Here is a 26772-nt window from a genome sequence, read left to right as displayed (position 1 = left end):
GGGCGGGGCCGGCGTCGGTCCCGACCGACTCGCCGGCACCCGCGCCCAGCACCGGGCCTCTCCCGTCAACCGGCCAGGTGCGACCACCGGGCCGCCAGCTCACCCCAATGGCCCTGGGCCGCCACCCGCCCGTCCTCCAACACCAGGACGTGGTCGGCGCGGAGCAGCGCCGCCCGTTTCGAGGTCGACCCCAGCACGGTGACCCCGTGCTGTCGCAGCGCCGCCCAGAGCGCCAGCTCCGTGGTGACATCCAACGCGGAGGAGACGTCGTCGGCGACCAGCAGCTCGCTCCCCGGGGCGAGCGCACGGGCCAGCGCGAGCCGCTGCAGCTGCCCGCCCGAGAGTCGGGTGCCCTTGTGCCCGATGACCAACCCGAGACCGGCCCCGGAGGCCGCCAGGTCCGGCTCGAGCTGGGCGGTGGATGCCGCCGCGGCGGCATCCACCGGATAGTCGAGGGTGATGTTGTCGGCGACCGTCCCGGAGAGCACCCGGGGCTGCTGACCGACGTAGCCGACCTGGTGCGGGCGGAGAAACAGCTCCGGCTCGGTCACCGGCACGCCGTTCCACAGCAGCCGGCCGGTGTGCGGCACGATCCCGGCGAGGGCCCGCAGCAGCGACGACTTGCCCGACCCGACCGGACCGACCACCAGGACGAGCTGGCCGCATTCGATCGTCAGGTCGACATCGCGGACCGCCGCCACCCCGTCCCGGTGGCGGACCCCGAACCCGACCAACTCGAGCCGACGCAGCGGGTGCCGGGCCGGCGCCGGCGGCACCGGAGCAGAACCGGCCCCCGGGTCGACCCCGGGCAGCCCCGTCGAGTACGTCGGCGCCCCGGTCATCACCACCGTCCGCTGGGTCCAAACCCGAGCCGACGGCACCTGGGAGAGCAGCGACGCCGCGGTCCAGGCGATCCAGCGCGCCGCGACGAGCGTGGAGACAGCGACCAGGGTCGCGCCGGCCGACAGAAGACCGGCCATGAACAACGCCCACGCGCCGATCGGTAGCAGCCCGCTGACCACCGACGGGGTGGAGCGGGACCACACCTGGGTGGCGATCTCCCGCCGCTGACGCTCGCTGCGGATGGCGTCCAGGTCGGCGAGGTGGTCGAGCACCGGCCCGGTCGCGCCCGCCAGCTTCACCGTCCGTGCGGCGGAGAGCCCGGAGACCAGCGCGGTCGCGTACGCGGCCCGCGCCGTCACCGTCGCCCGTGCGCCGCGCTCCAGGGCCGGGCCGAACAAGGCGGCGACCAGCGCGGACACCACCATCGTCCCGAGGAAGAAGAGTCCGGGTACGACGCTGCCGGAGATAACGGTCATCGCCACCACCAGAACCAGGCCGAAGAACTGGTCCACCATATTGTCGGCGAGCTCCACGACCCGTTCGGTGTCACCGCCCTGGGCGACCACCTCGGCGGGGGTGTAGCCGCTGACCCGGCGGGGCCCGGTCTGCCCATGCACCAGCCGGAGGTTGATCCGCAGCATCTGCCGCACCCACCAGTTCTGGAACCACAGCGTCGTGTACCAGTGGACGGGCAGCGTGACCAGCAGCCCGGCCGCGATGCCGAGCGCCGGCAGCCACGGCTCACCGACGCCGTCAACCACGTCTGCCCAGAGCCACGGCAGCACCGGGCCGGCCAGGCCGACCAACACCAGCACCACGAAGGGCGCCATGGCCGCCAGCCCATACCGTGGGTCGTTGCCGATCAGCCGGAAGACCTCCCGCAGCGTTCGGCCAAGGGACGCCACCGCTGGCGGCGAGGTATCCCCAGCCGGCGGCCGGCATTCTCCGGCCGTCGGCGAGCCGTCCACGGCGGATGGCGGGAGGTCCACAGCTGGTGGCGAAACGTCCACGGGGGGCGGCGAGGTGGGCTTCGCCGGTACGGCGACCGGGCCGAGTTCGGGCCTGGCCTCCGGCTCCGGGCCGTCCAGCAGCCCGACCCCAGCGCCGACGCCGCTACCGCTGGCAGGGCCGGGGCCAACGCCAACGCCAACGCCAACCTGGACGGGCGCGTGGAGGCCGGTGCCGGCGGGAGTGACGTCCGGGGTGACGGCGTCGCTGATGACGGCGGCACTGGTCGCGGCGTCGCTGATGACGGCGGCACTGGTCGCGTTGTCACTGATGGCCAGCAGTTCAGCGAAACGCCCCGACTCCCGCAGCGGCCCGGCCTCCAGTACCGCGCCATCGGCCAGCACCACCACCTCGTCGCAGTGCCGGACCGAGGAGAGCCGGTGCGCGATGACGATGCCGATCCGGTCGTGCAGCAGCCGTTCGGTGGCCGCCTGCACCCGCGCCTCGGTGACCGGATCGAGCCGGGCGGTCGCCTCGTCCAGGATCACCACCTGCGGGTCGCGCACCAGAATCCGGGCGAACGCGACCAGTTGCTCCTGACCGGCCGAGAGGACGTGCCCGCCCTCACCAAGCCGGGTCCGCAGCCCGTCGGGGAGTTCGGTGGCCCAGCCGTCGAGTCCCAGTTCGCGCAGGGCGTCGGCGGCGGCGTCGAGCAGGTCCGGGTCGAAGAGGGCGATGTTCTCTGCAAGGGTGCCGGCCAGGATCTCGGTGCGCTGTGGCACCACCGCCACCCAGCGGCGTAGCTTCTCGACATCGATGTCGCGCAGGTCCCGGCCGCCGAGCAGGACCGTCCCGGCCGGCACGTCGACCGCCCGGGTGAGCACCTTCGCCAGCGTGGACTTCCCCGAACCGGTCCGGCCGACCAGGGCGTACGAACGGCCCCGGGTGAAGGTCAGGTGGATGTCACGCAGGGCCAGCCCGCGGCTGCCCTCGGCCACCGGGTAGTGGAAGGTCAGACCCCGCACCGTCAAATCGCCGTCAACCGGGGCCAGCCCACCCACCGGCTCCTGTGGGGAACTCGCCAGCAGCCGTACGCGGCCCCAGGCACCGAGTGCGTACTGTAGCTCCGGCACCAGCTGGCTGACGTGCTCGACGGTCGCGCCGAAAGCGACGGCGAGCAGCCACACGGCGGTCAGCCGGGCGCCGTCCACCCGACCGCTGGCCAGCGCCCACGCTCCGGTGAGCACCACCGCGGCGATCCCGACGCCGGTGACACCGACCGCGGTGGTGGTGACCCGGGCCGACATCCGCCACACCGGCATCGCCCGGGCGAGCACGGCCGCCGCCCGGATGGCCCAGAGCCGCAGCACGTACGGCTGGGCGAGGCTGGTCCGCACGTCATCCTGGCCGTGGACGGCCTCCTCCATCACCGCGGCCAGGTCGGACCAGGCCGCCTCCTCGGCCATCCGGGCTGGGACAATGCGCGCGGTGGGCCGGCGCAGACCGACGGCAAGGACACCGGCGAGCAGCAGCATGGTCAGCCCGGCCGGCCACCAGACGCCCAGTGCGACGACCGCGGAGAGCAGGCCCGCGGTCAGCATCTGGGCGATGCGGATACCCTGCGATCGGACCCCGGCGGCGACGTCGTAGACGTCGCCGTCGATCCGGTCCAGCAGCTCGCCGACCGGGGTCGCCTCCAAGGTGGGCAGGTCCTGCCCGAAGGCGACCCGGCAGAGCCGGCGCCGGACGGCAGCGGACCAGTCGGCGGTCACCCCCGCCAGCACCAGATTGACCACGAGGGCACTGACCACGGCGGCGACCAGCGCCACCGCGAGTAGGGCGAAGGCACCGACGGAGCGGTGTACCAGGACCGGCCCGGCCAACGCGGCGGCAGCGGCCTGACCACCTGCCCCGAGCAGGACCAGGATGCCGACGATCGTCATGCGGAGAGGCGCGGTAGCCCACAGGTCACGGAGCAGACGCACGGGAATTCCTAACGACGAGCGGCGCTGGAACGCCCAGCCTCACCCGGCGGGGACCCGTCGCTCAACGCATTTTGGCCCTGCCGACCGGAGCCCTCGTCGGAACACGAGCCGCGCTGACTGCGAGTACCGGATCGGCAGCCCTGCCCGGTGTAGGTAGTCCTTCGGAACGGATCACTTACGCGCCGTCTGGGGCCCTTCAGAGCATGAGCCACTGATATCCGATTGATGCCTACTTGCGGTGTGGTCGGGGTCATGGTGGTGGTGGAATCCCGGCGGGCGTGGGGGCGTTACACCTTGCGTACGGCCGTGGAGGTGCCCCGCCGGTGGCGGATGCCTCCCGGGGGGTGAGCCCCCGGGAATGCTGGTGGCCGGCCGGTCGTTACATCTGGACCCGGCGCCGTGCGTGTGCCTGTGAGCCCCGCGGCCGCCGAGGATCTTCTCTTCCCGCTACTTTTGAGCGCCGGACGGTGCTTGCACCCCCTTCTTGTGCCGCCTGACCCCCTTTCGGGCGTGTGTGTGGGGTGTCGATCCCCGAATGGAGCAACCCCCATGATGAACACGATTCTGCGTCGTAGTGTGCTTGGTTTCGCTGGTCTGGCCCTGTCCGCCGGTGTCGTCGCGGGCCCCCTGGACACCCTCACCGACACCACCACCCCCGCCGCGGCTGCCGCTGGCGTGGTGCAGGCGGACAAGCCGGACAGCGGCACGCTGATCCCGCACGGCACCCAGGGCACGCAGTCGCGCATCGACCTGGGTGACGAGCAGACCGGCAACGTGAAGGCCATCATCGAGGCCACCAAGAAGGCCGGCATGGACGAGCGGGCCGCCGTGGTGGCGATCGCCACCAGCCTGCAGGAGTCGAAGCTGGAGAACCTGGGACACCTGGGTGAGCGCAACGACCACGACTCGCAGGGCCTGTTCCAGCAGCGCCCGTCCTCTGGTTGGGGCAGCGTGGAGCAGATCACCGACCCCGAGTACTCCACCACCGCCTTCCTCAACGGTTTGAAGCAGGTCGAGGGTTGGCAGGAGTTGCCGTTGACCGAGGCCGCGCAGAAGGTGCAGGTGTCGGCGTTCCCGTTCCACTACGCCCAGTGGGAGACCCAGGCCGCCGACCTCGTCGCCGAGCACTGGACCAGCTGACCACCACCCGTAACCACCCCCGCCCACAGACCTGAACCAGCCAAGGGGGAAAGAAACTGTTGGCCGGCACCCGAACCAGGGTGCCGGCCAACAGCCGTCTCCGGATGTCCTGGACAGCTAACTACTGCCCCCTGCGCCCGTCGATGCACTCGCGAAGAAGGTCGGCGTGCCCCAGGTGGCGGGCGTACTCCTCGATCAGGTGGACCAGGACCTCACGTAGCTCCACATCGTCTTTTCCCCGGGCGTCCAGCTCCGTTCGCGCGACGAAATCGTCGGCGGCATCGCACTGCCGTTGCCATTCCTGGAATGCGCCCTCGACGTCGGAGTCCGTGGGCATCGGAAAGATGAACTCCTCGCTGTGCACCCCGTTGGGGCGGAAGGGGCGAGGACCGCTGTCGCCCTGCATCACCCGCTGAAACCACCCGTGCTCGACCGCGGCCAGGTGCCGGACAAGCCCGAGCAGCGTCAGCTCCGAAGGCGGAACCACGGGGCTCGCAAGCTGCTCCGATGTCAGCCCCGCACATTTGAGCCGTAGCGTCTGCCGCTGAAAACTCAGGTAGCGGAGGAGTACGTCTCGCTCGCCGTGGACGGTGTCCTGGTCCCGCGGGTCCTGCGCGGGCGGGACGAACATGTTCTGCCAGCCAAAGCCCTTCCCCTCCCACTGATCACCCATGAATGGAGTCTGCTCGACCGGCCGGGGCTGGGCAACAGCGCCCGCCGGACCGCCGGGAATGGCCAGCCCCGGGATGCCGAGCGCTCGCTGGCAGCTCGGCATGATCGCGGGCGCTGCTCGAGTCATCGTCCGGAGGTGGCGCGCTCGATGAGGGTCACGGCCCCGGGCCCGGAGAGCTCGTCGGATGCGACCGGCCGACCGGAGACCGCGAGCAGGAGGGCGAGGGCCGTCCCACGCACCTCGGATCCGACTCCACTGTCTACTGAAGCGTCCGAGGTAACCAGTCGCAGCCCACTCGCGCGCTCCTTGCCACCGCCCAGCTGCACCGTCGTCCGTAGTTGGAAGGTCAGTGCCGCCGCCACCTGCTCGACCGGGTACTCGCCGCTGAGCCCAACTGCCCGGCGGATGTCCTCGCCGTGCACGAACGCCTCGACGAGGCGGGTGACGATCGCGGCCGGTGGGGTGCTGGTACGGGTCACGACTGCGCGGAGGGCGGCGAGGGTGTCCACCGGGTCCGCGCACCGTTCGCGGGCGAGACCCACCGCGTTCTGGCGGTCGAAGTCGAAGCGGGCGGTGACCATGTCCCGGACGAAGCGAAGCCGCGTCGTCTTCGCGGTGTCGACCAGGTGGGCCACGACGTCGTGGACGTCCCACCCGGGGCAGGCGGTCGGGGCAGCCCACTGCTCGGGCCCCAGGCTCTCCAGGCTGCGTACAAGAGCCGCGCGCTCGTGGTGAACGACAGTCCACACCGCGGCATGCCGGCTGTTCATGCCGCCACCCAAGCAGCAGGGGCTGACACTCCGGGCTGAGCTGGGCGGTCGGCGCTGGCGGTCGGCGAAGCGGAGGTGGTGAGCGCCGGCCACCCCGAGCTGCGGGGTGGCCGGCGGCGGGTCAGCGCTGCACGGTCACCTGCTCACCGATGGCCACGACCTGTTCCGGGGTCATGAAGAGCGGCGCCTGCAGGTTGAATGCCGAGCCGTCGGGCAGCGGGACCTGGAGGAACCAGATCTCGTCGGCCCGGACGAGTTGGGCCGCCCGACCGTTGACCTGGACCGTGCTCACCTCCCGGGCTCCCATAACGGTGCCCAGTAGGTCCGACCAGGTCCGCTCGGACAAATGCACTGTCATCGTGGCGTCCGAGTTCTCGTCCTTCAGGGTGAGGATCCGGTCGTCCTTGAAGGCGAACACCTCCCAGCCCGCCGGCGCGAGGCCGACCTGCAACGGCACCTCCTGTGGCCGCTCGACGATCGTGTCCGCGAGGGCCAGGACGGCGGCCTCGGTGCCGAACCGGCCCACGCCCGTGACCTGCACCCACTGGCCGGGCTCCCGCTCCCACGCCACCTTCACAAAGAGGGGTCCGTTCTGCGGATGATCCCTCCACAACTCACCGCGTTGGCCGTGCACCAGCACCGGTCTGATGTCCTCGCCGAGCTCAAGCTCGGGGCGTGGGCGCGAATCACTAACGCTCAGGGAAACACCACTCTCCCCGTCCACATATTGGTACCCCGCGCCGAAGCGGCTGTCGTGGAGGCTGAACGACGGGGCTTGCAGACCGGCCGGCACCGGATCGAGGGCGAGCGGGAAGACCGGCATCTCGAACGCGACGAGTGAGACAGCGACCGGCGGTCGGTCCGACGACTGCTCGGCGGTTATCACACCGCCGACCACCACTGAGAAGACGAAGAGCGCACTGGCCGCGATGGCAGTGATGGCCAGTCGCCGGCCCCGCTGGAAGCCGTGCTGGCGGTGCAGTCCCGCCCACCGTTGCCGGGGTTCGGTCGACGCATCGGCGATCTCGGTCAGCAGCCGGTGCCGGGCAGAGTCCAGCACGCTCTCGGTGGCCGGCGCCGAATCGGGACCATGTTGCTGGAGCAGAGTGATCTCGTTCATGCGCGTTCCTCGCTGGTGACAGTGACGCTGAGGGCCGCACGGGTCACCCGTCGCGCCCGGTTCAAACGGGAGCGAACGGTGCCGACGGGGATGTTCAGCACCGCCGCGATCTCGTTGTACGACAGCTCCGCCCACGCGGACAGAAGCAGGACGTCCCGGTCGCCCCGCTTGAGTGCGGCCAGCGCGGCGGCCAGGTCCCGGCGCAGTGACTGGGCGTCCAGCCGCCCGAGCGCATCGTCGGTGGCGTGCGCCTCGCCGCCAGGATCAGCGGGGACCCGGGCCAGGGCCCGGTACCGCCGCTTCTCCTGACGCGCATGTCGGCGCAGCACGTTGGTGGCGATGCCGAACAGCCAGGGGCGTACGTTGACGTGCAGTTTCCGGTACGTTGCCCGTCTCCGGAACGCGATCAGGAACGTCTCGGCCAACAGGTCGTCGGCGTCCGACCCGATCCGGCGGGCCAGATACCGGTGCACGGCGCTGGCGTGCCGATCGAACAGCGGCCCGAACCGCTCCGCGACCAGCAGGGACTGCTGGATCAGCACCTCGTCGGGGGGCTGGTCGACCGGAGAACCGTCGAGCGCTCCCTCGGGGAGTTGGTCGACCGCGGAACCGTCCAGCACCCGTTCGGGGACATGGTCGGCTGGGGGGCCGTCGGCGGGCGAGGGTCTGGCAGCCGCAGGGCTCCCCGGTTCACGTTGACGGGTTCGCAACCCTGGTTTGGTGGTCACACTTCCTCATGCCCGAAAGCCGTCCCGGGGTTCACGATGGCCGCCGCGAGCCACGAGCCGCGAGCCACGGCGTTGCGGCTGACTCTCGCTCAGAACAAGACGGTGGCCAAGGTGCCCACCGGGCGGAAGCCGCAGCGCTCGTAGACCCGCCGGGCGGCCTGGTTGAAGTCGTTGACGTAGAGGCTCACCGTGGGCGCGCAGCGGTGCAGCGCGTCCCGGACGACGGCGGCCATCGCCGCAGCAGCGATCCCCCGGCCCCGCCACTCGGGGGCCACCCAGACCCCCTGCACCTGGGCGGTACGCCGGGTCACCACCGCCAGCTCGGCTTTGAAGACGACCTCGCCGTCAACGAACCGGACGTACGCCCGACCGGCCCGAACCAGGTCCTGGACCCGACGGTAGTAGCCACGGCCGGCGTCCTCGGACAGCGGCGAGACACCGACCTCCTCGGTGTACATGGCCACGGCGGCTGGAAAGAGCCGGTCCACCTCGCCACGGCGTACATGGCGCACTTGCGGGTCCGGGGCCACGGCGGGCACGGTGTCGGTGGCGAGCAACGGCTGGTTGGGGCGGACATCACGGGCCGGGCCCCAGGTCGAGGCGAGCCGCTCCCAGAGGCCGAGCACCGCGTCGGCCCGGCCGACGATCGACGAGCAGAGCCGCTCCTGCCCGGCGAGTAGGTCGGCGTAGGCGGCGACGGCGGGCTCGGTCGCGAGCACCGGGGTGAGGTTGCCGCCCAGCCAGCAGACAGATTCCAGGCTTCGACGGGGGCCGTAGCCGAGGACCCGTCCCTCGGACCGCCACCAGCCGAGCCCGCGCGCGGCGACCCGCTCGGCGACCTGTGCGCCCGCGTACGGGTCGAGGTCGAGCAGCTGCTCGACTGCGCGACGCTCCGATTCCCCGAGTTGCCGTACCGGCGTCGTCAGCACAGGTTTCAGCCTGCCAGATCGGCGGAGTCGGCGTTGGCCGACCGGCCTACTCGCCGGCCGGCTGCCGGGGAACGGCCCGAGCCCAGCCGATCCCACCCGAATGGGTCAGTGCACGGTCACGGTGGCGCCGCCGGCCAGGCTCCGCAGCTCCTCGGGGAGCTCGGCGCCCATCTCCTCGGCGAGGCGGAGCGCCTCCTCGATGAGGGTCTCCACGATCTGCCCCTCCGGGACGGTCTTGATGACCTGGCCCTTGACGAAGATCTGGCCCTTGCCGTTGCCGGAGGCCACCCCCAGATCGGCCTCCCGGGCCTCACCGGGCCCGTTGACGACACAGCCCATCACGGCGACCCGCAGCGGCACCGGCAGCCCCTCCAGGCCGGCGGTGACCTCCTCGGCGAGCTTGTACACGTCGACCTGGGCCCGGCCGCAGGACGGGCAGGAGACGATCTCCAGACCGCGCTCGCGCAGGCCGAGTGACTCCAGGATCGCGGCGCCGACCTTGATCTCCTCCACCGGTGGGGCGGAGAGCGACACCCGGATGGTGTCCCCGATCCCCTCGGCGAGCAGCGCGCCGAAGGCCACGGCCGACTTGATCGTGCCCTGGAACGCCGGCCCGGCCTCGGTGACCCCGAGGTGTAGTGGGTAGTCGCACGCCTCGGCGAGCTGCCGGTAGGCGCGGACCATCACCACCGGGTCGTTGTGCTTCACCGAGATCTTGATGTCCCGGAAGCCGTGCTCCTCGAAGAGCGAGCACTCCCACAGCGCCGACTCGACCAGCGCCTCCGCGGTCGCCTTGCCGTGCTTGGCCAACAGCCGCTTGTCCAGCGAACCGGCGTTCACGCCGATCCGGATCGGTACGCCCGCGTCACCGGCGGCCTTCGCGATCTCCTTGACCTTGTCGTCGAACTGCCGGATGTTACCCGGGTTCACCCGTACCGCCGCGCAGCCCGCCTCGATCGCGGCGAAGACGTACCGGGGCTGGAAGTGGATGTCGGCGATCACCGGGAGCTGTGACTTGCGGGCGATCGCCGGCAACGCCTCGACGTCGTCCTGGCTGGGTACGGCGACCCGGACGATCTGGCAGCCGGCGGCGGTCAGCTCGGCGATCTGCTGGAGCGTGGCGTTCACGTCGGCGGTGAGCGTGGTGGTCATCGACTGCACCGACACCGGTGCGCCCCCACCGACCGGCACCGAACCGACCATGATCTTGCGGCTCACGCGACGGGGCGCGAGCGGCGGCGGCGGTACGGCGGGGATACCGAGACTGACAGCGGTCACTTCAGGCACTCACCTTGTGAAGAGCGTGATCGGGTTGACGACGTCCGCGGTGATGGTCAGCAGCGTGAACGCGCCGCCGATCAGGATCACCGCGTACGTCACGGGCATCAGCTTGAGATAGTCGACCCGGCCCGGGTCGGGACGACGCAGCCCGGCGTAGATCCAGGAGCGGGCCCGCTCGAACCAGGCGATGGCGATGTGGCCGCCGTCCAGCGGCAGCAGCGGCAGCAGGTTGAACACGCCGATGAAGAAGTTCAGCGAGACGAAGAGCATGAAGAAGAGCAGCCAGGCGTTGTTCTCCACCGCCTCGCCGCCGATCCGGCTCGCGCCGACCACGCTGATCGGGGTGTCCATCTCCCGCTCGCCACCGGTGATCGCCGTCCAGAGCGCCGGGACCTTCTGCGGGATCCGCTTCATCGCCTCGTACGTGTTCACCGCCATGGTGCCGGTGAACTCGGCGGTACCGCCGAAGGCGCCGATCGGGCCGTACTCGATCCGGCTGGGGGTGCTGGGGATGAGCCCGACGCCGAGCGCCGCGACCGGCCCAACGGTGCCCTCCGGGTCGTCCAGCGGCGGGCGTTGGGTCTGCCCGAGCGTCACGGTGGTGCTGCCCGGCTGGTCGTCCCGCAGGTACTCGACCTGCGCCGGCTGCCCCGGCTGCTGGGCGCGCAGGGCGACGAGCAGGTCACCGTAGCTGGTGACGGGGGTGCCGTTGACCGCGGTGATCTGGTCGCCGTCGCGCAGTTCGCCCTGGGCGGCCGGGCTGGCCGGGTCGGCGTCGGTGCAGGCCCGGGCCTCGTTCTCCGGGACGACGCAGGTCGCGAGCTGGATGACCGCCGGCTCCTGCCGGACCTGCGCCAGGGTGCTCGGGAAGTTCGGGTTGGGCAGACCGGCGGTGATCGCGATGATCCAGAGCGCGATCAGGGCCAGCGCGAAGTGCGCGATCGAGCCGGCCGACATCACGATCGTCCGCTTCCAGACCGGGAACCGCCACATCGCCCGCGGCTGGTCGGCCGGGTCGACATCGTCGTCCTGCGGGGTCATTCCGACGATCTTGCAGAAGCCGCCGAGTGGGATGCCCTTGAGGCCGTACTCCGTCTCGCCCCGCTTGAACGACCAGAGGGTCGGACCGAAACCGACGAAGTAACGGGTCACCTTCATGCCGAAGGCCTTCGCCGTCAGCAGGTGCCCCGCTTCGTGCAGACTCACCGAGATCAGGATGGCGAGGGCGAAGAGCGTCACCCCGAGCAGGTAGGCCATCAAGCTCCTTCCACTGACTTCTCGATGATTGTCTGCGCGTGCCCGCGCGCCCACGACTCGGCCGCGAGCACGTCCTCGACGGTACCTGGTTCACCGAAGTCAGGGGCCTCGGCCAGCACCTGCTCCAGGGTGTCGACGATGCCGAGGAAGGGCAACCGTCCCGCGACGAACGCCGCGACGCACTCCTCGTTGGCCGCGTTGTAGATCGCCGGCCGGCAGCACCCGGCCTCGCCGGCCGCCTTGGCGAGCGCGACCGCCGGGAAGGCCGCGTCATCCAGCGGCGCGAACTCCCAGGTGTGGCTGGTCGTCCAGTCAACGGCGGGGGCGGCGTCGGCGACCCGGTCCGGCCAGCCGAGGCCGAGCGCGATCGGCAGCCGCATGTCCGGCGGGCTGGCCTGGGCGATGGTGGAGCCATCCACGAACTCGACCATCGAGTGGATCACCGAGGTCGGGTGGACCAGCACGGTGATGTCGGCGTACGGCACGTCGAAGAGCTCGTGCGCCTCGATCACCTCCAGCGCCTTGTTGACCATCGTGGCGGAGTTGATCGTGACGACCGGCCCCATGTTCCAGGTCGGGTGGGCGAGCGCCTGCTCCGGGGTGACCTGGGTCAACTCGTCGCGCCGCCGCCCCCGGAACGGGCCGCCGCTGGCGGTGACGAGCAGCCGGCGTACCTCGGGGCGGGATCCGGAACGCAGGCACTGGGCGAGCGCGGTGTGCTCGGAGTCGACCGGGACGATCTGCCCCGGCCGGGTCACCGCGGCCCGGACCAGGGAGCCGCCGGCCACCAGCGATTCCTTGTTGGCGAGGGCGAGGGTGCGCCCGGCGCGCAGCGCGGCCAGGGTCGGCGCGAGCCCAAGCGAGCCGACCACCCCGTTGAGCACCACGTCGCTACGCCACTGGGCCAGCTCGGTCATCGCGTCCGGCCCGGCGATGATCTTCGGCAGCCTAACCTCGCCCCAGGCCCAGCCGCGGCGGCTCGCCTCCGCGTAGAAGGCGAGCTGGAGATCCTGGGCGGCGGACGCCCGCGCCACGCCGACCGCCTCCACGCCGAGTTCCAGGGCCTGTGCGGCGAGTAACCCGACATTGCCGCCACCGGCGCCGAGCGCCACCACCCGGAACCGGTCCGGGTTGCGGCGCACGATGTCGATGGCCTGGGTGCCGATCGAACCGGTGGAGCCGAGCAGCACCACCTCGCGGGGAGAAGTCACCCCGCCATTGTTCCCCAGCCGGTTCAGCGCTCGCCGGGAGCCTCAGCCGACGCGCCGAAGGGCGGTGCCGGCACCCCGCCGGGCGCCTGAGCCGATCCACCGCAGGGCCGGTGCCGGCACCCCGGCCAACACCGGCCAACAGCAGCTCAGAGCTGGTCTCGCTCCTCAGCCGGGACGGCGGCGACGAACCGGGCCCAGGCCGCCGAGTCGAAGCTCAACGCCGGACCGGGCCGGTCCTTGCTGTCCCGTACGCCGACGACGCCGTCTCCTGCGCCGACAGCGCCGTTCTGCGCGCCGGCCGCATCGGCGAATGCCGCCACCTCGACGCAGTCACCCTCGCCACCGGACCGGGACGACTTACGCCACACCCCGTCACGCCTCATCGGTCATCTCCCTCGCAATCGCCATGATCAACTCACGGGACTCGGCTACACCCCGCGTTCGCGCGCTGAGCGAACGCCAGGCGTCCTCGTAGGTCTGGACCTCGTGGGCCTTGTCAAGGTAGACCGCCCCGCACGGCCCGTCCGTGTAAATGGTGGTCGGCTCCGGCTCCCGCACGTCGCTCGGGAACTCCAGCATGGTGAAGGTGCCCACCTGCGCCCAGCGGAACACCCCGGCGCTCAGCGGCAGCACCCGAACGCCAACGTTGTGCCGTTCCCCGGTGACGAGCAACGCCTCGAGTTGACGCGCCATCGCCGACCGGTCGCTCAGTGGCCGCCGCAACACCGCCTCGTTCAGCACCACCTCGAGCTGGGGCGCCCGCGGGATCGCCCGAGCCAACAACCGCTGCCGGTGCAGGCGCACCTCCACCTTCGCCTGGCGCTCCGCCTCGCTGAGCTGCGGATGGTCGGTGGCGATCACCTCAGTCATGTACTCCACGGTCTGCAACAGGCCGGGAATCAGGTCCACCTCGTATTTTCGGATCCGGGTCGCGGCGGCTTCCAGGCCGACGTACAGCTTGAACCAGTCCTTGATCGCCGAGCCGTAACTGTGCCACCAGCCGTGCGCCTTGGTCTCCCGGGCCAGCGCCCGCATCGTCTCGATCGTCTCCCGGGCCGCCCCGTAGACCCGGCACATGGCCTCCACATCGTTGGGGTGCATGGGGACCTGGCCGGTCTCGTACCGCCAGATCCGGGGCGCCGACCACTCCAGCTCCTTCGCGGCGGCCGACACCGTGACATACGCGCTTTCTCGAAGCTCTCTCAGATATCTCCCGAGTTGCCTACGCGGAACGGTGCTCCCCGAATCATCCACGCCATCTCCTTAACTGTCGTCGCGTTAGGCACCTCATCCCTTGGCCCGCATCCTCCCGCGTTACATTGCAGCAATCCAGGGTTGCAATAAATCTTGTCTGAGACCGGCCACGTATTGACTGCGGCCACCCCAGGACGGGCACCTCCCTCCACCCCGTCCAGGTGCCCGCCCCGGCCTCGACAGCTACCGCAGGGAGCACCCACGAAGGCCATCAACGACCGTACGGTGACACACCCGAAGGCGGCCCGACGATGATCTACCCGAGCGAGGACCGACCGCGCGCGTACCAGCTCCGCGGCGCCACCTTCGACGCCCGCCGACGAGGCCTCGACCCGAAGCAGAGCGGATCCGGCAGGCCCTGCGCCAGTGGCAGTCGCGACACACCGACCGCTGCCACCGCACCGACGCGCCGCACGCTACCGACGCGCCGACCAACCAGGACGATGCGGTCCGCCTCGCCACGGCGCTCCGCGACCCACTCGCGCACGTCACTGTCCTCGACTTCGGCGAAGCCACGCTCAGCGAGGAGGACCGCCAGCTACTGCGGGCCCGGGTCTGGTGCGATGCCCGGCTCGACGGAGCAGACCGCTGCCGCCATCGCGCCGACTACACCGGGCCCTGCGGTAACGCCGCATTGGCCTGCGGTAACACCGCAGGCCAATGCGGTTTGAGCTGTGGATACCGCTGGGGCCGCCGGCTTTGGCAATTTGGCGTGGAGCAATAGAACTCGCGATCGCACCATAGTCGACATGCCCCATATCGCCTACTGCGGCCGCTCCCCGTGTGGGTCGCCCGGAAACCCGGCACCACCGGCAGGAATGCCGGTGGAATCGGACAAATCCTACGCCATGGAAGGCGCCGGGAAACAGCACGCACGCGAAAGGTTGAGTTGTTATTTGTTTCATACTGGTTAATGCTTACGGCACAGTCAGCTCTCGATTCATCAGCCCACATCGCCGGAGGTCAACCATCATGATCCGACGCCTCTTCGTCGTCCTGGCCTTCCTCGCCGCCACCGTCCTCGTCTCGCCCGCAGCACCCGCGCCGGCTCGCGCCTGCACGTTCGGCTTCGAGTGCTACACGACCTTCTACTCCGACCCGTCACACACCAGCGTGGTGGGAAGCCTCTACGAGGACTGCCAGGGCGAGCCCACGATGCTCGGCACCCGCAGCGCCTTCAAGACGTTCCAGGAGTACCCCTGCCCACGCTGACCCCCGTACGGGCGAAGGGGCCAGTCTCAGCTCGATAGAAGACCGTACGGGCAACATCGTCGGGGGCGGCGCTCGCCTCGGCAACCAGTTCCCCGGCGGCGGACCAGATGCCCGAGCGGCCGGACGTTCGGGTGAAGCCGCCACCGGTCGGTCCGGCGAAGGCCGCCGTGGCCACCCAGACGCCGTGGTCTGCGGCGACCCGACGGGCCCGCTCGCCGTGCACCTCGGCCTCGTCCTCGGCGTGCACGACCCCAGCCACGTAACCGTCGATCCCGAGCGCGGCCGTCTGCGCGGCGTGCTCGGGGACGCCGGTGTCACGGCAGACGGCGAGCCCCAGCCGCCACCCGTCCACGTCGATCACGGCCGGCTCGCCGGGGACGAAGTGGAGAGCCTCCCGACCGTGCAGGTGGACCTTCCGATAGGCCACCCGTGCGCCTTTCCCGTCCACCGCCAGCACGCCGATGCCCGGCCCCGGCACCGGGGCGCCAACGAGTGCGAGCGCCCCGGTGTCGGCACAGGCGTTGACGATGGGGGTCAGCCGTTCGTCGCTGGGAGCGACTGGCAGCGCGTCCAGTTCGTAGCCGGTCAGCGACAGCTCGGGGAACACCACCACCCGCGCGTCCGCCGCCCGGACCGCCGTCGCGTGCGCCTCCGCGTTGACCAGCACGTCGTACGCGAGGCATCGTGGCTGTGCCACCGCGATGCGCAACGGCTGCCCCATCACGTCTCCCCTCTCTGCCTCGCCTAGCTCTTGCGGGCGAGCGCGGCGAGTGCGCCCTGGACCGCGGCCTCCACCCCTTCCTTCTCCAGGCCGAGGCCGGTGAGCACGCCGTCGCCGCCCTCCTCCTCAAGCAGGGCGAGCAGGATGTGCTCGGTACCGAGGTAATTGTGGCCGAGTCGAAGCCCCTCCCGAAAGGTGAGCTCCAACGCCTTCTTGCCCCGCGCGTCGTACGGAATCAGGTCCGGAACCTGCTCGACGCGGGGCGGCAGGGTCGCCGCGACCGCGTCCCGGAGCCGGTCCAGGGACACCCCGCGCGCCTTGATCAGTTGCGGGGCGAGCGCATTCAGATCGACCAGCAGACCCAACGCCAGGTGCGCCGGACCGATCTCGGCGTTACCGGCGGCGCGCGCCTCCTCCTGGGAGGCGACGACGACGTTACGGGCCCGGGTGGTGAACCGGCTGAAGCCGCCATCCGACTCCAGCTCCGCGGCCGTCGCCACCTTCGCCGCCGAACGCTTCTGGGCGGCCTGCTTGCTGACGCCCATGCTGCGGCCGATCTCGGTCCACGAGGCGCCCGAGCGTCGGGCCTGGTCGACGAAGTGACCGATCAGATGGTCGGCCACCTCGCCGAGGTGCTCGCCGGCCAGGACCGCGTCGGCGAGTTGGTCCAGCGCGCTGTCGCGCCCCTGCTTGATGTGGTCGATCAGCTCGTCGAGGCGTACCGGGTGGGTCATCATCAATGATTCAGTCATGCGTCAACCATAGGTTGACGCATGCAGCTCGTCAACCATAGGTTGACGATCCGGCCGACCCCTACGGCGCCACAAGCCACAAGCCACAAGCCGAAGTAGATTGTGCGTGTAGATACCGCGTGTATATATTCCCGGGCGTGGACAACACGACAACCCTCCTCGGCCTCCTCGGCACCGGTGCGAGCTACGGCTACGACCTGAAAAGCCGCTACGACCGCTGGTTCGGGCTGAAGAAACCACTGGCGTTCGGGCAGGTCTACACCACCCTGACCCGGCTGATGCGCGACGGCTGGATCGTCGCGATCGGCGCCGAGGCCGGCACCGGCCCGGAGCGCAAGCGCTACGGGATCACCCCCGCCGGCCGCGCCCGGGTACTGGAGTGGATCTTCACCCCCGAGGTGCCGTCGGAAACCCTGCAGAGCGACCTCTTCGCCAAGACAATCATCGCGCTGCTCCTCGGCGACGACGCCGGCCGACTGCTGGACCTGCAACGAAGCCGGCACATGGCGCGGATGCGGGAGTTGACCAACGAGAAGCGGGGAGCGAGCCTCGCCGTCGTCCTCGCCTGCGACCACGCCCTGTTCCACATCGAGGCGGACCTGCGCTGGATCGACCTGACCGCCGCCCGCCTCTCCCAGCTACAAGCCGAGGTAAAAAAGTGAACAAGGTCGAGACCATCAGTATGTCGCCGCGCACCCTCGAGGACGGGTCGGCTCCCCTCCTGTCGGCGCGGGGGCTGCGGCTGGCGTTCGGGCTAACCGAAGCCCTGCGCGGCATCGACCTGGACTGCCACGCTGGCGAGATCATCGCGGTGACCGGCCCCTCCGGGTCGGGAAAATCCACCCTCCTCCACGTACTCGCCGGGGTCCTGGTCCCAGACGAGGGCACCGTGGACTACGACAACGTTCGCCTCACCGACCTCAACGAGGCGGGCCGGTCGCGGCTCCGCCTGGACAAATTCGGATTCGTCTTTCAACACGGGCAGCTCCTGCCCGACCTGAACGCGGTGGACAACGTGACGCTTCCCCTCCTGCTGGCCGGCGTCAAACGCCGCGAAGCCCGCCGCCGGGCTGACGCCTGGCTCGACCGGCTCGGTCTGGGCGAGTACTCCCGGAAACTGCCGGGGCAGCTCTCCGGCGGGCAGGCGCAGCGGGTCGCCATCGCCCGAGCCCTGGCCACCAAGCCAACCCTGCTCTTCACGGACGAGCCGACCGGATCGCTGGACTCACTCGCCGCCGAGACGGTGATGCTCGCCCTCACCGAGGCCGCCCGAGACGCCAACACCGCCCTCATCCTCACCACCCACGACCCACGTACGGCCGCCTACGCCGACCGGGAGGTCGTCGTCCGCGATGGACAGGTCACGATCGGAGGGGCGTACGGATGAGGCTGTTCACCCTGACCAGACTCGTCACGGCGGAGGGCCGCGGGGCATCCGGGCGGCTGATCGGCATGGCCGGCGGCATCGCGGTCGGGGTCGCCCTACTGCTGCTACTCCTCGGCGGCTACGACGGAGTCACCTCCCGCTCCGAACGCCTCAGCTGGCCCTCCCTGTCCCACGGAGAGTGGTCCACCCAGGTCCAGAACCCGGCTGCCGCCGCGCCAACCGACGACTCCGTGCTCGCGGCGACCAACCTGGAGCACTTCGACGGGGAAGAGATCATCAGGGTCGACATCGTCGCGACGCCGGACTCGACCGTGGTCGTACCCGGAGTCGGGCGGCCCCCGGAGGCCGGCACCTACCACGCCTCCCCCGCACTGATCGCCCTCATCGAGGCGAACCCCACGGACATCCTCGGTTCCCGGTATGGCGCCCCGGCCGGCGTCATTGACGAAGCGGGCCTGGCGGGCCCGGACTCGCTGGTTGTCGTAACCGGGACGACGACCGAGAACCTACGGCCATCGATATCTGGCGGGGCGGGAAGCGTCTTCCTCCGCGGAGGTGTCTGGTCGGTCACGGAGTTCCGCGGGGTTTCCTATCCAAGCAGCAACTACCGCACCATCACCATCATCGGCGCCATCGCGGTTCTGCTCCCCGTCCTGATCCTGGTCGGGATCGTCACCCGCCTCGGCGCGGCCACCCGCACCGAACGCTTCGCCGCCCTACGCCTCATCGGCGCCACCCCCCGCCGGGTCGCTGCCATCGCCGCCACCGAGACCGGGGTGACCAGCCTCGTGGGCGCCCTGGCCGGGGTGGCCCTGGCGTGGCTGCTCATCCCGATCGCCGCCCTGGTCGAGATGGAAGACGGCCGGTTCTTTCGCACCGACCTGACCGTGCCGCCCGGCACGGTGCTCATCGTCGTCGCGGGCGTCGTGGCCGGCTGCACCGCCGTCGCCGGGTGGCGCACCAGCCGGGCCAGAATCGGTCCCCTCGGTGGCAGCCGCGGGCGCACCGAGCGCCGCCCCACCGCCCTCGGCGTGGTGCCGCTCATCGCCGGCGTGGTGGTGCTGCTGGGCGCCACGACCGCTGCCCTGCGGCACACCCCGCTCCCCCGTACCGACCGGATCCTCATCGCCGGCTTCGTCCTGCTCCTGGTCGGGCTGATCGCCGCCGGGCCGGTGCTCACCTACTGGATCGCGCGGATCGCGGCCCGCCGCACGCACCGCACCGCCGGGGTGATCGCAATGAACCGCATCCAACAACACCCACGGGCAACGTTCCGCGCGGTCAGCGGCCTGGTCGCCGCCGTCTTCCTGGTATCGGTCTTCTCCGCCGGGATCACCACCGTCGCCGAGGAACCAGCCATCGAAGACTCCGAGTATCTCGCGCCTTCCACCCTGATCGCCTGGCTCCACCCGCCACCACCGGACGATGCCGGCGCACCGGCGTCCGGTACCACCGCGGTCACCGCCGCGACATCCCGGATCGCCCAAACCAACGGGGTCACCGCGACCGCGATCGGCTACTCCCACCCCGAGAGCGGCCCCGTCTTCACCGCCGCCGACGCCGCGGGAGCCGGCCTACCCAACCCCCACGGCGCCAGCCATATCCAGGTCAACGGCAGCAGCGCCTTCGGCGACGGCTCGCTGGTCACCCGCCCAGCGACCGCACCGGGCACCACGCCGGAAATTCTGCTCGTCGCCACCGACGGCACGACGCACTCGGTCGAACGTGCCCGCACCGCCATTCTCGGCAGCGAACTGCGCCTGCTATCTCCGCCCGGGACCCAGGCCGACCACGAGGGCACCCGGTGGCGAACCTGGGCCGACCGCTACGCCACCCTCGGCCGCCTGGCCGTGCTCGTGGCCACCCTGATCTCCGCGGTCGCCCTCGCCGCCTCCAGCATCGCCGCCATCCTGGACCGGAAGCGGGTACTCGGCCTGCTCCGCCTCATGGGAATGCCCGTATCGACGGTACGCCGCGTCATCGTCGCCGAAGCAGCCCTGCCGCTCGCCACGGTCTTCGCACTCTGCATCGGGCTCGGGATCCTCACCGCCTGGTGCATCGTCGCCGGCCTCACCGAAGGCCAACGAACGATCAACTGGCTACCTCCCTCGTACTACCTGATCCTCGCCACGAGCCTCGCGCTCGCCGCGACCGCGGTGGTCGCCACCTTCCGTACGGCGCGGACGAGCACCACCATCGAAGCGACCCGGATCGGATAGGTGCCCGCTGTCGTCCCCGCCCGGCCGGTAGGCAGACCAGCCTGGCCATCGACGATCAGGCATGGACGGAGTGCCACCGTCCGGCTAGCCTGGGGCCGAGCGGGCGGGGACAACATCCACTTCTGCGAGGTGACGATCACCATGACAGAGACTGCCTCGATCACTACGCCAGGGACCTCCTCGACTGCTACGTCAGGGCCTGGCTCCGGCGAGGTCACCGACACCGAATTTCCCGTCGAACGTGGATGCCCCTTCAGCACACCCGCCGAATACGAACAGATCAGGGAGCACTCCCCGCTGACCAAGGTCCGCCTGACGACCGGCCGCGAAGCATGGTGGATCGCCGGGCACGAGCTGGCCCGCGCCGTCCTGGCCGACCGGCGGTTCTCCTCCGACCGCCGCCGGGACAACTTCCCGTTCGTCAGCACCGACCCGGAGACCAGAAAACAGTTGCAGGACCAGCCCACCTCCATGCTTGGCATGGACGGCGCCGAGCACGCCCAGACGCGGCGGGCCCTGATGGGTGAGTTCACCGTCCGGCGGATGGCCGGGCTGCGGCCACGGATCCAGCAGATCGTCGACCAGCACATTGACGAGATGCTGTCCTCCGAGCAACGCTCCGCCGACTTGGTCGAAGCGCTGTCGCTGCCGGTGCCGTCGTTGGTCATCTGCGAGCTACTCGGCGTCCCCTACGCCGACCATGACTTCTTCCAGGCGCGCAGCGGCCCCCTGGTCCGGCACCACACACCATCGAAGGTCCGGGTCCGCATCCAGGAAGAGCTGAACACCTACCTCGGCGGGCTGATCGACCGCAAGGTCGCCGACCCCACCGACGACCTGCTCAGCCGGCAGATCGCCAAACAGCACGCGGCCGGCACCTTCGACCGCACGAGCCTGGTCAGTATGGCCTTCCTCCTGCTCATCGCCGGTCACGAGACCACCGCGAACATGATCTCCCTCGGCGTTGTGGGGCTGCTCCAACACCCCGACCAGCTAGCCATGATCAAAGATGACCCGGAGAAGACACCGCCGGCCGTCGAGGAGCTACTGCGCTACTTCACCATCACCGATACCGTCACCGCCCGCGTGGCCACCGAGGACGTACAGCTCGGCGACACCACCATCACCGCCGGCGACGGAGTCGTCATCTCCGGGCTGGCCGCCGACCACGACCCCACGGTCTTCACCGACCCAAACCAGATCGACCTCGAACGCGGCGCGCGCCACCACGTCGCCTTCGGCTTCGGCCCACACCAGTGCATCGGCCAAACCCTGGCTCGCTTGGAGCTGCAAATCGTCTTCGACACCCTGTTCCGTCGCATCCCCACCCTCCGCCTGGCCGCACCGCTCGACGACATCCCGTTCAAGTCCGACGCGATCATCTACGGCGCCGAAGAACTCCCCGTCGCCTGGTAACGGAGGACCATATGCGAATCGAGGCGAACACCGACGTCTGCATCGGAGCCGGCCAGTGCGTAATGACCGACCCGACCGTGTTCGACCAGCACGACGACGGCATCGTCATGCTCGTCACCAAACACCCCGAAGGCGAAGCCGCCCAACGAGCCCGCGACGCCGTCGAACTCTGCCCATCCGGCGCACTCTCCCTCATCGAGGAATCGGGCGAGGTTTAGTCCGTGTTTCGCCTCGTAAGAGCCTTCGGCTGGTGAGGTGGGACCGATGCATCGGTAATCAATAAAGGTTGAGGTCTTGGATAGATCGGTTAACGGCCCGCGCGCGCCCACCATGGATTGGCCCCGAGGCGCAACTACGGAAGGGATGACAGTAGGCCCATCCAAGCTTCGAAGTTTGTCGAACACATTCCGCGACTACCTCGATTCGCGATTGAACCGAGCGGAGTCAATAGGTTCTTCGCGTAGCGCAAATCTCGAATCTCTTTGATCGGTAACGTGCGCCAGCCCCGAACTTTAACCTGAACAGACTCAAGCGACATTGGCACGTTCTCCAGGGCGACACGCTTTGCCTCCGCCACCAAGTCGTCAATCTCCTCGTCAGAGTCTGAAATCGCAGCCAAAGCCACGAGCAGGTTGACGAGGCGCAAAACACTCTCGCGCTGGTCGATAGCACCACCGTCACGGGCGGCCTCGATCAGGGTTTCATATGCACGACGCAACAGTGGTAAGTCCCGGGTTACTGCCTGCCGATCGGCACACATCAGCTGTGAGTTGAATAATGCGAGCAAATAATGCCAATCAGAAGGATGAATGCCGGTCCAGGTAGGCGTTCGCTCAGCAAGCAACATGGAGAGGTCGCCAATACTAAGCTTTCCCAACAGGCACAGATCGATCATTAGAATCCGATCCCCGCTCTCGCAAATACTTCGCGGCCGACCTGCAGGCTTTCCGCGGATGGCAGGAAATGCCCACTGTGATTGTTAATATCCAGACCGAAGTATCCCGACGGCTAGCAGCAGCGTGGCGCAGGTGTGTCGCAGGTCGTGGAAGCGGATGTAGCGGACGTCTATTCGGAAACGTTCAGCCCGATCAGTTCCGGCCGCTTCTCGGTGGAACCCCAGTCCAAGATCTCACCAAGTTTCGTCGACAAGTTCGCAATGTCGGCTCCTGAATCACGGAGTTCCACTTCCACGAGAGCCGGAATTTCAAGAATCTCCGCATCCTCAGCTGTGAACTCCAGGGCCAGTAGCGTGCCGTTAAGCTGCACGCGCTGCAGACAGCCGTAAACCGTGAACCCCCGCTCGTTCGAGACGTTATAGGAGTCCATTCCAGACTGCACTTCCTGCTCGTCTGGCTCATAGGTGGATCGCTGAATCGAAAGAGACCTCCGAACACCAGCGCCATCCACCCCCCTGACGCCTACCTCCAGAGACTCCTCATCCTCGTAGTCCTCAAAGAACCCGACCTCCGTGGCGGTCAGTCTCATCGCTAGCCCCTCGCCTTCCATATTCCGGCACCCTTAACACCGTCCCATGTATATGTAACCGATACTCCTAATTCCCTGACCATGCGGTTCATTGCCCCCTTACACCTTGAACAGGGCGGAAGCTGGCCTCGCATCGTCACCGCGTCACCGCGTCACCGCGTCACCGCGTCACCGCGTCACCAGAACTCAACGGGTGCCTACCAGCGAACGGATCGTTCGGAAGTGAGACCTTCGGCCCGGTGGAGGCACCTGCCACACGGGAGAACCGATGCTCCGAGTGCGTGAAGGCGTAATTGTTGGGATATCCGAGAGCAGCCTCCTCCGGAGTCATGTCACCGCTCTCCAACTTCACATCGACACGCGTACTCCCGTCAGGAGCTGTCGCGGTGATATCGCACATGTGGCCGCTGCCGCCGGTGTTGTGAACCAGGACTGGAGTTGCCCCCCGCCAGCACATAGTACGTGTGGGATTTTCAGCCCGTCACGTCGTGCGACTTACGTGTTCATGGCGTTTCACCTGGCCTTTCGTGCGTAGGACCGACTCGCCGCATCGAAAATCATCGGCATTCACGGCAACGGTGACGGCAACCTGGGAAGACATCCGCGCCCTTCAGCGGCCCGGGCATCGATGGGCGGCGCTATCCGAGGTAGGGGGTGTCGCGGTGTTGGGTGTGGTGGTGGAGGCGGAGTCGGACGGTGTCGTGGATGGGGATGTGGTCGAAGTCGGTGGGGTGGATGTAGCGGAGGTCGGTGGATTCGTCGCTGACGGTGAGTGTGCCGCCGGTGGCTCGGGCACGGTAGGTGATGGTGAACTCCTGCCGCACCTCGCCGTCGGGGTAGGCGATGACGTGTGCGGGGTCGGTGTAGATGCCGAGGAGGCCGGTGATGGCGATGTCGAGGCCGGTTTCTTCTTTGACTTCGCGGATGGCGCATTGTTGGAGGGTTTCGCCGATGTTCATGGTGCCGCCGGGGAGGGACCAGTTGCCGGAGTCGGTGCGTTGTTGCAGCAGGATGCGGCCGTGTGGGTCGGTGATGATGGCGGCGGCGCCGGGGATGAGGCTGTTCGGGGTGGGGGCGTGGGGGTCGTGGTAGTGGTCGCGGCGGCCGGTCACGGGGTGTGCGTGGGGTAGGCGGTGGTGGTTTGCCAGATCTGTTCGAATTGGTCGGCGTGGGCGGCGAAGATGCCGTGCGGGGAGAGTTCGCGTAGGTGTAGGGCGGGGTGTTGGTAGCCGCGGGCGCGGTAGAGGTGTGGGGTGACGATCATTTGGTGGTCGAAGCGGAACACCGAGTTGTACAGGTGCACGGTGTGCAGGCCGATGTGGACGCCGGGCACCTGGTGGAGGGGTTCGCAGAAGTTGAGGGCGTTGCGGATGCGGCCGGGGAGGGTGCCGCCGATCTGTTCGAGGTTGTCGCGTTCGGCGACGTGTGGGCAGTCGGGGTCGGCGAACGCGAGCCGGACCTGGGTGCCGTTGGTGGCTTTGTCGGTGATGAGTTGCATGGTGTGGGGCAGCAGTTCTAGGAGGAATGGGTAGGCGTAGCCGAGCAGGTCGATGCGGGTGGTGGCGCCGGTGAGTAGGGCGGCCCAGACGTGGTGGCCGATGTCGGCGCGGTGGGCGTAGGCGGCGACGACCTCGGCGGTGGCTTCCGCGCCGGGTGCCTGGTCGGGGCGGGTTTGGGGCCACAGGTCGGCTTCGGTTTCGCCGAGGGCGTCGGCGACGGCGAGGCGGGTGCGTGTGGGATCCGGCCGCTGAGCCACCGGGTGACGGTTTTGACGTCGACTCCGACGGCTTCGGCGAGGGCGGCGGGGTTGAGGCGGGCGCGGAGCATGGCCGCGCGTAGGCGGTGACTCATACCGTCCCACGGTAGTGGACACGGCGGGACGCACCAGGGTCGTGGAAGTATCCAGGCTGGTGCCTGTCGGGACGTTGGGGTGTCCCGGGGTTGGTTCGTAGGTTCAGCAGCAAGGGCCTCGCCGGTTCGCTTGCGGCACTTTCGCCGGGCTGGTGGGCGCCAGGGGGAAGGGGCGCCACTCGACCCGGGCTGTGGTTCTGGGTTTGGTGCGGGTGGCGGTCCCTTCCCCCTTCCAACGATCCGGGAGGGTGGTGGGGTTGTTGTCGATGCATCAACCGATACGGCCGCAGTGGATCTGCGCGGGATGCGGGGTACCGTGGCCGTGCCGGACCCGGAAACGGCAACTCGTGGCGGAGTTCACCGGTGCCCGGGTGTCGCTGATACTGCACCTGTCGGCGTACCTGGTCCAAGCATGCGAAGACCTACCCCACACCCCGTCAGGAGTACTCCACGCACGGTTCCTCGCCTGGCAGCGTTCGCCCGCACTACACAACGAGTAGCGGCACCCCAACCAGGACCGTGGTGGGTCTGGTCGGGGCGCCGCTGGCCGGTGGGCCTCAGTTGTCGGTGGGTGGGGTGTCGTCGTCCAAGTCGGTGTCGTCGGGGTGCAGGGCGCGGTTCATGGCTTCGATGTCGACCAAGATCCGACTGGCTCAAAACTGCTTTACAGAATCAAGTACGGCCCGGCTCACGCCGGGCCGCGCGCGCACGCGCTACAGCCGTTCCGGCCCGCGCGCACGCGCTCACGCACGAACCGCATTGAGCGGCAGTGCCAACTCCGCCAGGCGGCAACGACCGCTTCACACGTCGATCTCCGTGCCGGTTCCGGCGATCGCCACGCTACTACGCAACATGCCAACGAGGCGGCAGCGAAGAGCGCGGGCCGGATAGCTGCTCACCCGCCCGCCGCCTCATCCGCAATACGAGAAGCTGACTAACTAGATCGATGCATTTACAACAAGAATCAGGTTTGACGGTAGCCATGACGGCAACCCGCGGGTACGACCGTGACCGCCAGCGCACAGCGATGCCGCGGGACTACGCTACGCAATCACGCAATGCCCTTGCTTGAGGCATGCACGGTCAATCGAATGTAGCCAAGAGTGAACGATATTCTTCACTTCCAGAATCTGGGGATATTTCAACTAGGAAGTCCGACAGTGCACTCGCCGTTGGCTTCCCATCGGGATCAGCAGTGCCGGGCTCAGCCTTCCAATCAATCAAGTGAATGGTAACGGTGTAGCGCCCTGGATCCGTCGGCAGTACCAAGGGATCAATACCTGAGTATTGACCAACAGCCTCCAGACCACCCAGTGCAGTTTGCCCCCTAGCAATCAGCAAATACGGCTTCGACGAAACCAGTCGGTACCGTCCTTCACGCTCCGTCAAGCCACCAGCCCGATCGCCGTATCGGACGGTGAATTGATAGGCGCCACCCCCACCAAAATTGATCGGGACGAAAACTCCAGCCTGAATGTAGCGGAGAAGCGCCGCATCCTCGGACACCTCATCCTCCCACTCGTCCAGGCTGGTCACACCTGTGAAGCGCTCAGGCTGCCAGACGCCAAACATCCCAGCGTCGGTCCTGAC

28 protein-coding genes and 1 pseudogene are annotated in these 26772 nt (G+C 68.9%); 8 read left to right on the top strand and 21 right to left on the bottom strand.

Features of this window, described 5'->3' with window-relative positions:
* Positions 1-65: 65 nt before the first annotated feature.
* Entirely contained in the window at positions 66-3776 is a 3711-nt protein-coding gene (locus SALPAC4_RS0116225; protein WP_019871212.1) for an ABC transporter ATP-binding protein, read from the bottom strand.
* Positions 3777-4325: 549 nt separating this feature from the next.
* On the opposite strand from SALPAC4_RS0116225, the gene SALPAC4_RS0116220 reads away from it, so the two are divergent.
* A complete protein-coding gene (locus SALPAC4_RS0116220; protein ID WP_019871211.1) occupies positions 4326-4916 on the top strand; it encodes a hypothetical protein in 591 nt (196 codons plus the stop codon).
* A 121-nt stretch (positions 4917-5037) separates the two neighbouring features.
* On the opposite strand, the gene SALPAC4_RS0116215 is transcribed toward SALPAC4_RS0116220, so the two are convergent.
* From SALPAC4_RS0116215 to SALPAC4_RS28565, 11 genes are all read right to left on the bottom strand, one after another.
* A complete protein-coding gene (locus tag SALPAC4_RS0116215; protein WP_027644424.1) occupies positions 5038-5589 on the bottom strand; it encodes a DinB family protein in 552 nt (183 codons plus the stop codon).
* Between the two features lie 122 nt (positions 5590-5711).
* Entirely contained in the window at positions 5712-6359 is a 648-nt protein-coding gene (locus SALPAC4_RS0116210) for a maleylpyruvate isomerase family mycothiol-dependent enzyme (RefSeq protein ID WP_019871209.1), read from the bottom strand.
* A 121-nt stretch (positions 6360-6480) separates the two neighbouring features.
* Positions 6481-7479, bottom strand: a complete 999-nt coding sequence (locus tag SALPAC4_RS0116205) for a hypothetical protein (RefSeq protein ID WP_019871208.1) — start codon at positions 7477-7479, stop codon at positions 6481-6483.
* Positions 7476-8021: an RNA polymerase sigma factor gene (locus SALPAC4_RS0116200; RefSeq protein WP_223874869.1), complete on the bottom strand. Its 546-nt coding sequence runs from the start codon at positions 8019-8021 to the stop codon at positions 7476-7478. The genes SALPAC4_RS0116205 and SALPAC4_RS0116200 overlap by 4 nt, the downstream gene beginning before the upstream one ends.
* Before the next feature lie 275 nt (positions 8022-8296).
* Positions 8297-9136: a GNAT family N-acetyltransferase gene (locus SALPAC4_RS0116195; RefSeq protein WP_019871206.1), complete on the bottom strand. Its 840-nt coding sequence runs from the start codon at positions 9134-9136 to the stop codon at positions 8297-8299.
* 105 nt (positions 9137-9241) lie between these two features.
* Positions 9242-10414, bottom strand: coding sequence for a flavodoxin-dependent (E)-4-hydroxy-3-methylbut-2-enyl-diphosphate synthase (gene ispG / locus SALPAC4_RS0116190; protein ID WP_018733602.1), 1173 nt, complete (start codon positions 10412-10414; stop codon positions 9242-9244).
* A gap of 9 nt (positions 10415-10423) precedes the next feature.
* Positions 10424-11674 carry a M50 family metallopeptidase gene (locus SALPAC4_RS0116185; protein ID WP_019871205.1) on the bottom strand — a complete coding sequence of 417 codons (1251 nt, stop codon included), beginning with the start codon at positions 11672-11674 and terminating at the stop codon, positions 10424-10426.
* Positions 11674-12885, bottom strand: a complete 1212-nt coding sequence (gene dxr, locus SALPAC4_RS0116180; protein WP_027644425.1) for a 1-deoxy-D-xylulose-5-phosphate reductoisomerase — start codon at positions 12883-12885, stop codon at positions 11674-11676. The genes SALPAC4_RS0116185 and dxr overlap by 1 nt, the downstream gene beginning before the upstream one ends.
* Before the next feature lie 146 nt (positions 12886-13031).
* Positions 13032-13253, bottom strand: a complete 222-nt coding sequence (locus SALPAC4_RS0116175) for a DUF397 domain-containing protein (RefSeq protein WP_019871203.1) — start codon at positions 13251-13253, stop codon at positions 13032-13034.
* 4 nt (positions 13254-13257) lie between these two features.
* The gene (locus SALPAC4_RS0116170) at positions 13258-14139 is read right to left on the bottom strand and encodes a helix-turn-helix domain-containing protein (protein ID WP_027644426.1); all 882 of its coding nucleotides are present in this window, start codon (positions 14137-14139) and stop codon (positions 13258-13260) included.
* A gap of 256 nt (positions 14140-14395) precedes the next feature.
* Positions 14396-14626: a hypothetical protein gene (locus SALPAC4_RS28565; protein WP_019871201.1), complete on the bottom strand. Its 231-nt coding sequence runs from the start codon at positions 14624-14626 to the stop codon at positions 14396-14398.
* A 485-nt stretch (positions 14627-15111) separates the two neighbouring features.
* Here SALPAC4_RS28565 and SALPAC4_RS0116155 point away from each other — a divergent pair, with 485 nt between their 5' ends.
* A complete protein-coding gene (locus SALPAC4_RS0116155) occupies positions 15112-15351 on the top strand; it encodes a DUF6289 family protein (protein WP_019871200.1) in 240 nt (79 codons plus the stop codon).
* On the opposite strand, the gene SALPAC4_RS0116150 is transcribed toward SALPAC4_RS0116155, so the two are convergent.
* Both SALPAC4_RS0116150 and SALPAC4_RS0116145 read right to left on the bottom strand, forming a co-directional pair.
* Complete coding sequence (locus SALPAC4_RS0116150) at positions 15317-16072, bottom strand: carbon-nitrogen hydrolase family protein (protein WP_019871199.1); 756 nt, start codon at positions 16070-16072, stop codon at positions 15317-15319. The genes SALPAC4_RS0116155 and SALPAC4_RS0116150 overlap by 35 nt on opposite strands.
* A 23-nt stretch (positions 16073-16095) precedes the next feature.
* A complete protein-coding gene (locus SALPAC4_RS0116145; protein WP_027644427.1) occupies positions 16096-16824 on the bottom strand; it encodes a Clp protease N-terminal domain-containing protein in 729 nt (242 codons plus the stop codon).
* Between the two features lie 137 nt (positions 16825-16961).
* Here SALPAC4_RS0116145 and SALPAC4_RS0116140 point away from each other — a divergent pair, with 137 nt between their 5' ends.
* The 5 genes from SALPAC4_RS0116140 (at position 16962) to SALPAC4_RS0116120 (ending at position 22064) form a co-directional block, all read left to right on the top strand.
* Positions 16962-17486, top strand: a complete 525-nt coding sequence (locus SALPAC4_RS0116140; protein ID WP_019871197.1) for a PadR family transcriptional regulator — start codon at positions 16962-16964, stop codon at positions 17484-17486.
* Entirely contained in the window at positions 17483-18211 is a 729-nt protein-coding gene (locus SALPAC4_RS0116135) for an ABC transporter ATP-binding protein (RefSeq protein WP_019871196.1), read from the top strand. The genes SALPAC4_RS0116140 and SALPAC4_RS0116135 overlap by 4 nt, the downstream gene beginning before the upstream one ends.
* Positions 18208-20430, top strand: coding sequence for an FtsX-like permease family protein (locus tag SALPAC4_RS0116130; protein WP_019871195.1), 2223 nt, complete (start codon positions 18208-18210; stop codon positions 20428-20430). The genes SALPAC4_RS0116135 and SALPAC4_RS0116130 overlap by 4 nt, the downstream gene beginning before the upstream one ends.
* A 141-nt stretch (positions 20431-20571) precedes the next feature.
* Entirely contained in the window at positions 20572-21846 is a 1275-nt protein-coding gene (locus tag SALPAC4_RS0116125) for a cytochrome P450 (protein WP_027644428.1), read from the top strand.
* Between the two features lie 11 nt (positions 21847-21857).
* On the top strand, positions 21858-22064 hold the full coding sequence (locus SALPAC4_RS0116120; protein WP_019871193.1) for a (4Fe-4S)-binding protein: 207 nt from the start codon (positions 21858-21860) through the stop codon (positions 22062-22064).
* A 134-nt stretch (positions 22065-22198) separates the two neighbouring features.
* Here the strand turns inward: SALPAC4_RS0116120 and SALPAC4_RS26665 are convergent, their stop codons facing one another.
* The 6 genes and pseudogenes from SALPAC4_RS26665 to SALPAC4_RS0116105 form a co-directional block, all read right to left on the bottom strand.
* A complete protein-coding gene (locus SALPAC4_RS26665; RefSeq protein ID WP_080640910.1) occupies positions 22199-22741 on the bottom strand; it encodes a hypothetical protein in 543 nt (180 codons plus the stop codon).
* Positions 22742-22911: 170 nt separating this feature from the next.
* Complete coding sequence (locus tag SALPAC4_RS0116115; protein WP_223874768.1) at positions 22912-23331, bottom strand: Imm10 family immunity protein; 420 nt, start codon at positions 23329-23331, stop codon at positions 22912-22914.
* A gap of 2 nt (positions 23332-23333) precedes the next feature.
* Positions 23334-23471: a hypothetical protein gene (locus tag SALPAC4_RS29150; protein ID WP_109746101.1), complete on the bottom strand. Its 138-nt coding sequence runs from the start codon at positions 23469-23471 to the stop codon at positions 23334-23336.
* Between the two features lie 20 nt (positions 23472-23491).
* Positions 23492-23731: a hypothetical protein gene (locus SALPAC4_RS29145; protein ID WP_162562129.1), complete on the bottom strand. Its 240-nt coding sequence runs from the start codon at positions 23729-23731 to the stop codon at positions 23492-23494.
* 238 nt (positions 23732-23969) lie between these two features.
* Positions 23970-24443: an NUDIX domain-containing protein gene (locus tag SALPAC4_RS0116110; RefSeq protein ID WP_019871191.1), complete on the bottom strand. Its 474-nt coding sequence runs from the start codon at positions 24441-24443 to the stop codon at positions 23970-23972.
* A pseudogene (locus SALPAC4_RS0116105) lies at positions 24440-25158 on the bottom strand (XRE family transcriptional regulator). The gene SALPAC4_RS0116110 and the pseudogene SALPAC4_RS0116105 overlap by 4 nt, the downstream one beginning before the upstream one ends.
* 290 nt (positions 25159-25448) lie before the next feature.
* Here SALPAC4_RS0116105 and SALPAC4_RS28555 point away from each other — a divergent pair.
* Positions 25449-25682 carry a hypothetical protein gene (locus SALPAC4_RS28555; protein ID WP_018908350.1) on the top strand — a complete coding sequence of 78 codons (234 nt, stop codon included), beginning with the start codon at positions 25449-25451 and terminating at the stop codon, positions 25680-25682.
* Positions 25683-26265: 583 nt separating this feature from the next.
* Here the strand turns inward: SALPAC4_RS28555 and SALPAC4_RS27770 are convergent.
* A complete protein-coding gene (locus SALPAC4_RS27770) occupies positions 26266-26754 on the bottom strand; it encodes a hypothetical protein (protein WP_162562130.1) in 489 nt (162 codons plus the stop codon).
* Positions 26755-26772 lie beyond the last annotated feature (18 nt).

It is taken from the genome of Salinispora oceanensis, assembly GCF_000383575.1.
In the GTDB taxonomy this organism is placed as follows: Bacteria; Actinomycetota; Actinomycetes; order Mycobacteriales; family Micromonosporaceae; genus Micromonospora; species Micromonospora oceanensis.
The sequence above is the reverse complement of the archived record's forward strand: the minus strand, read 5'-3'. Positions and strand labels throughout refer to the sequence as shown.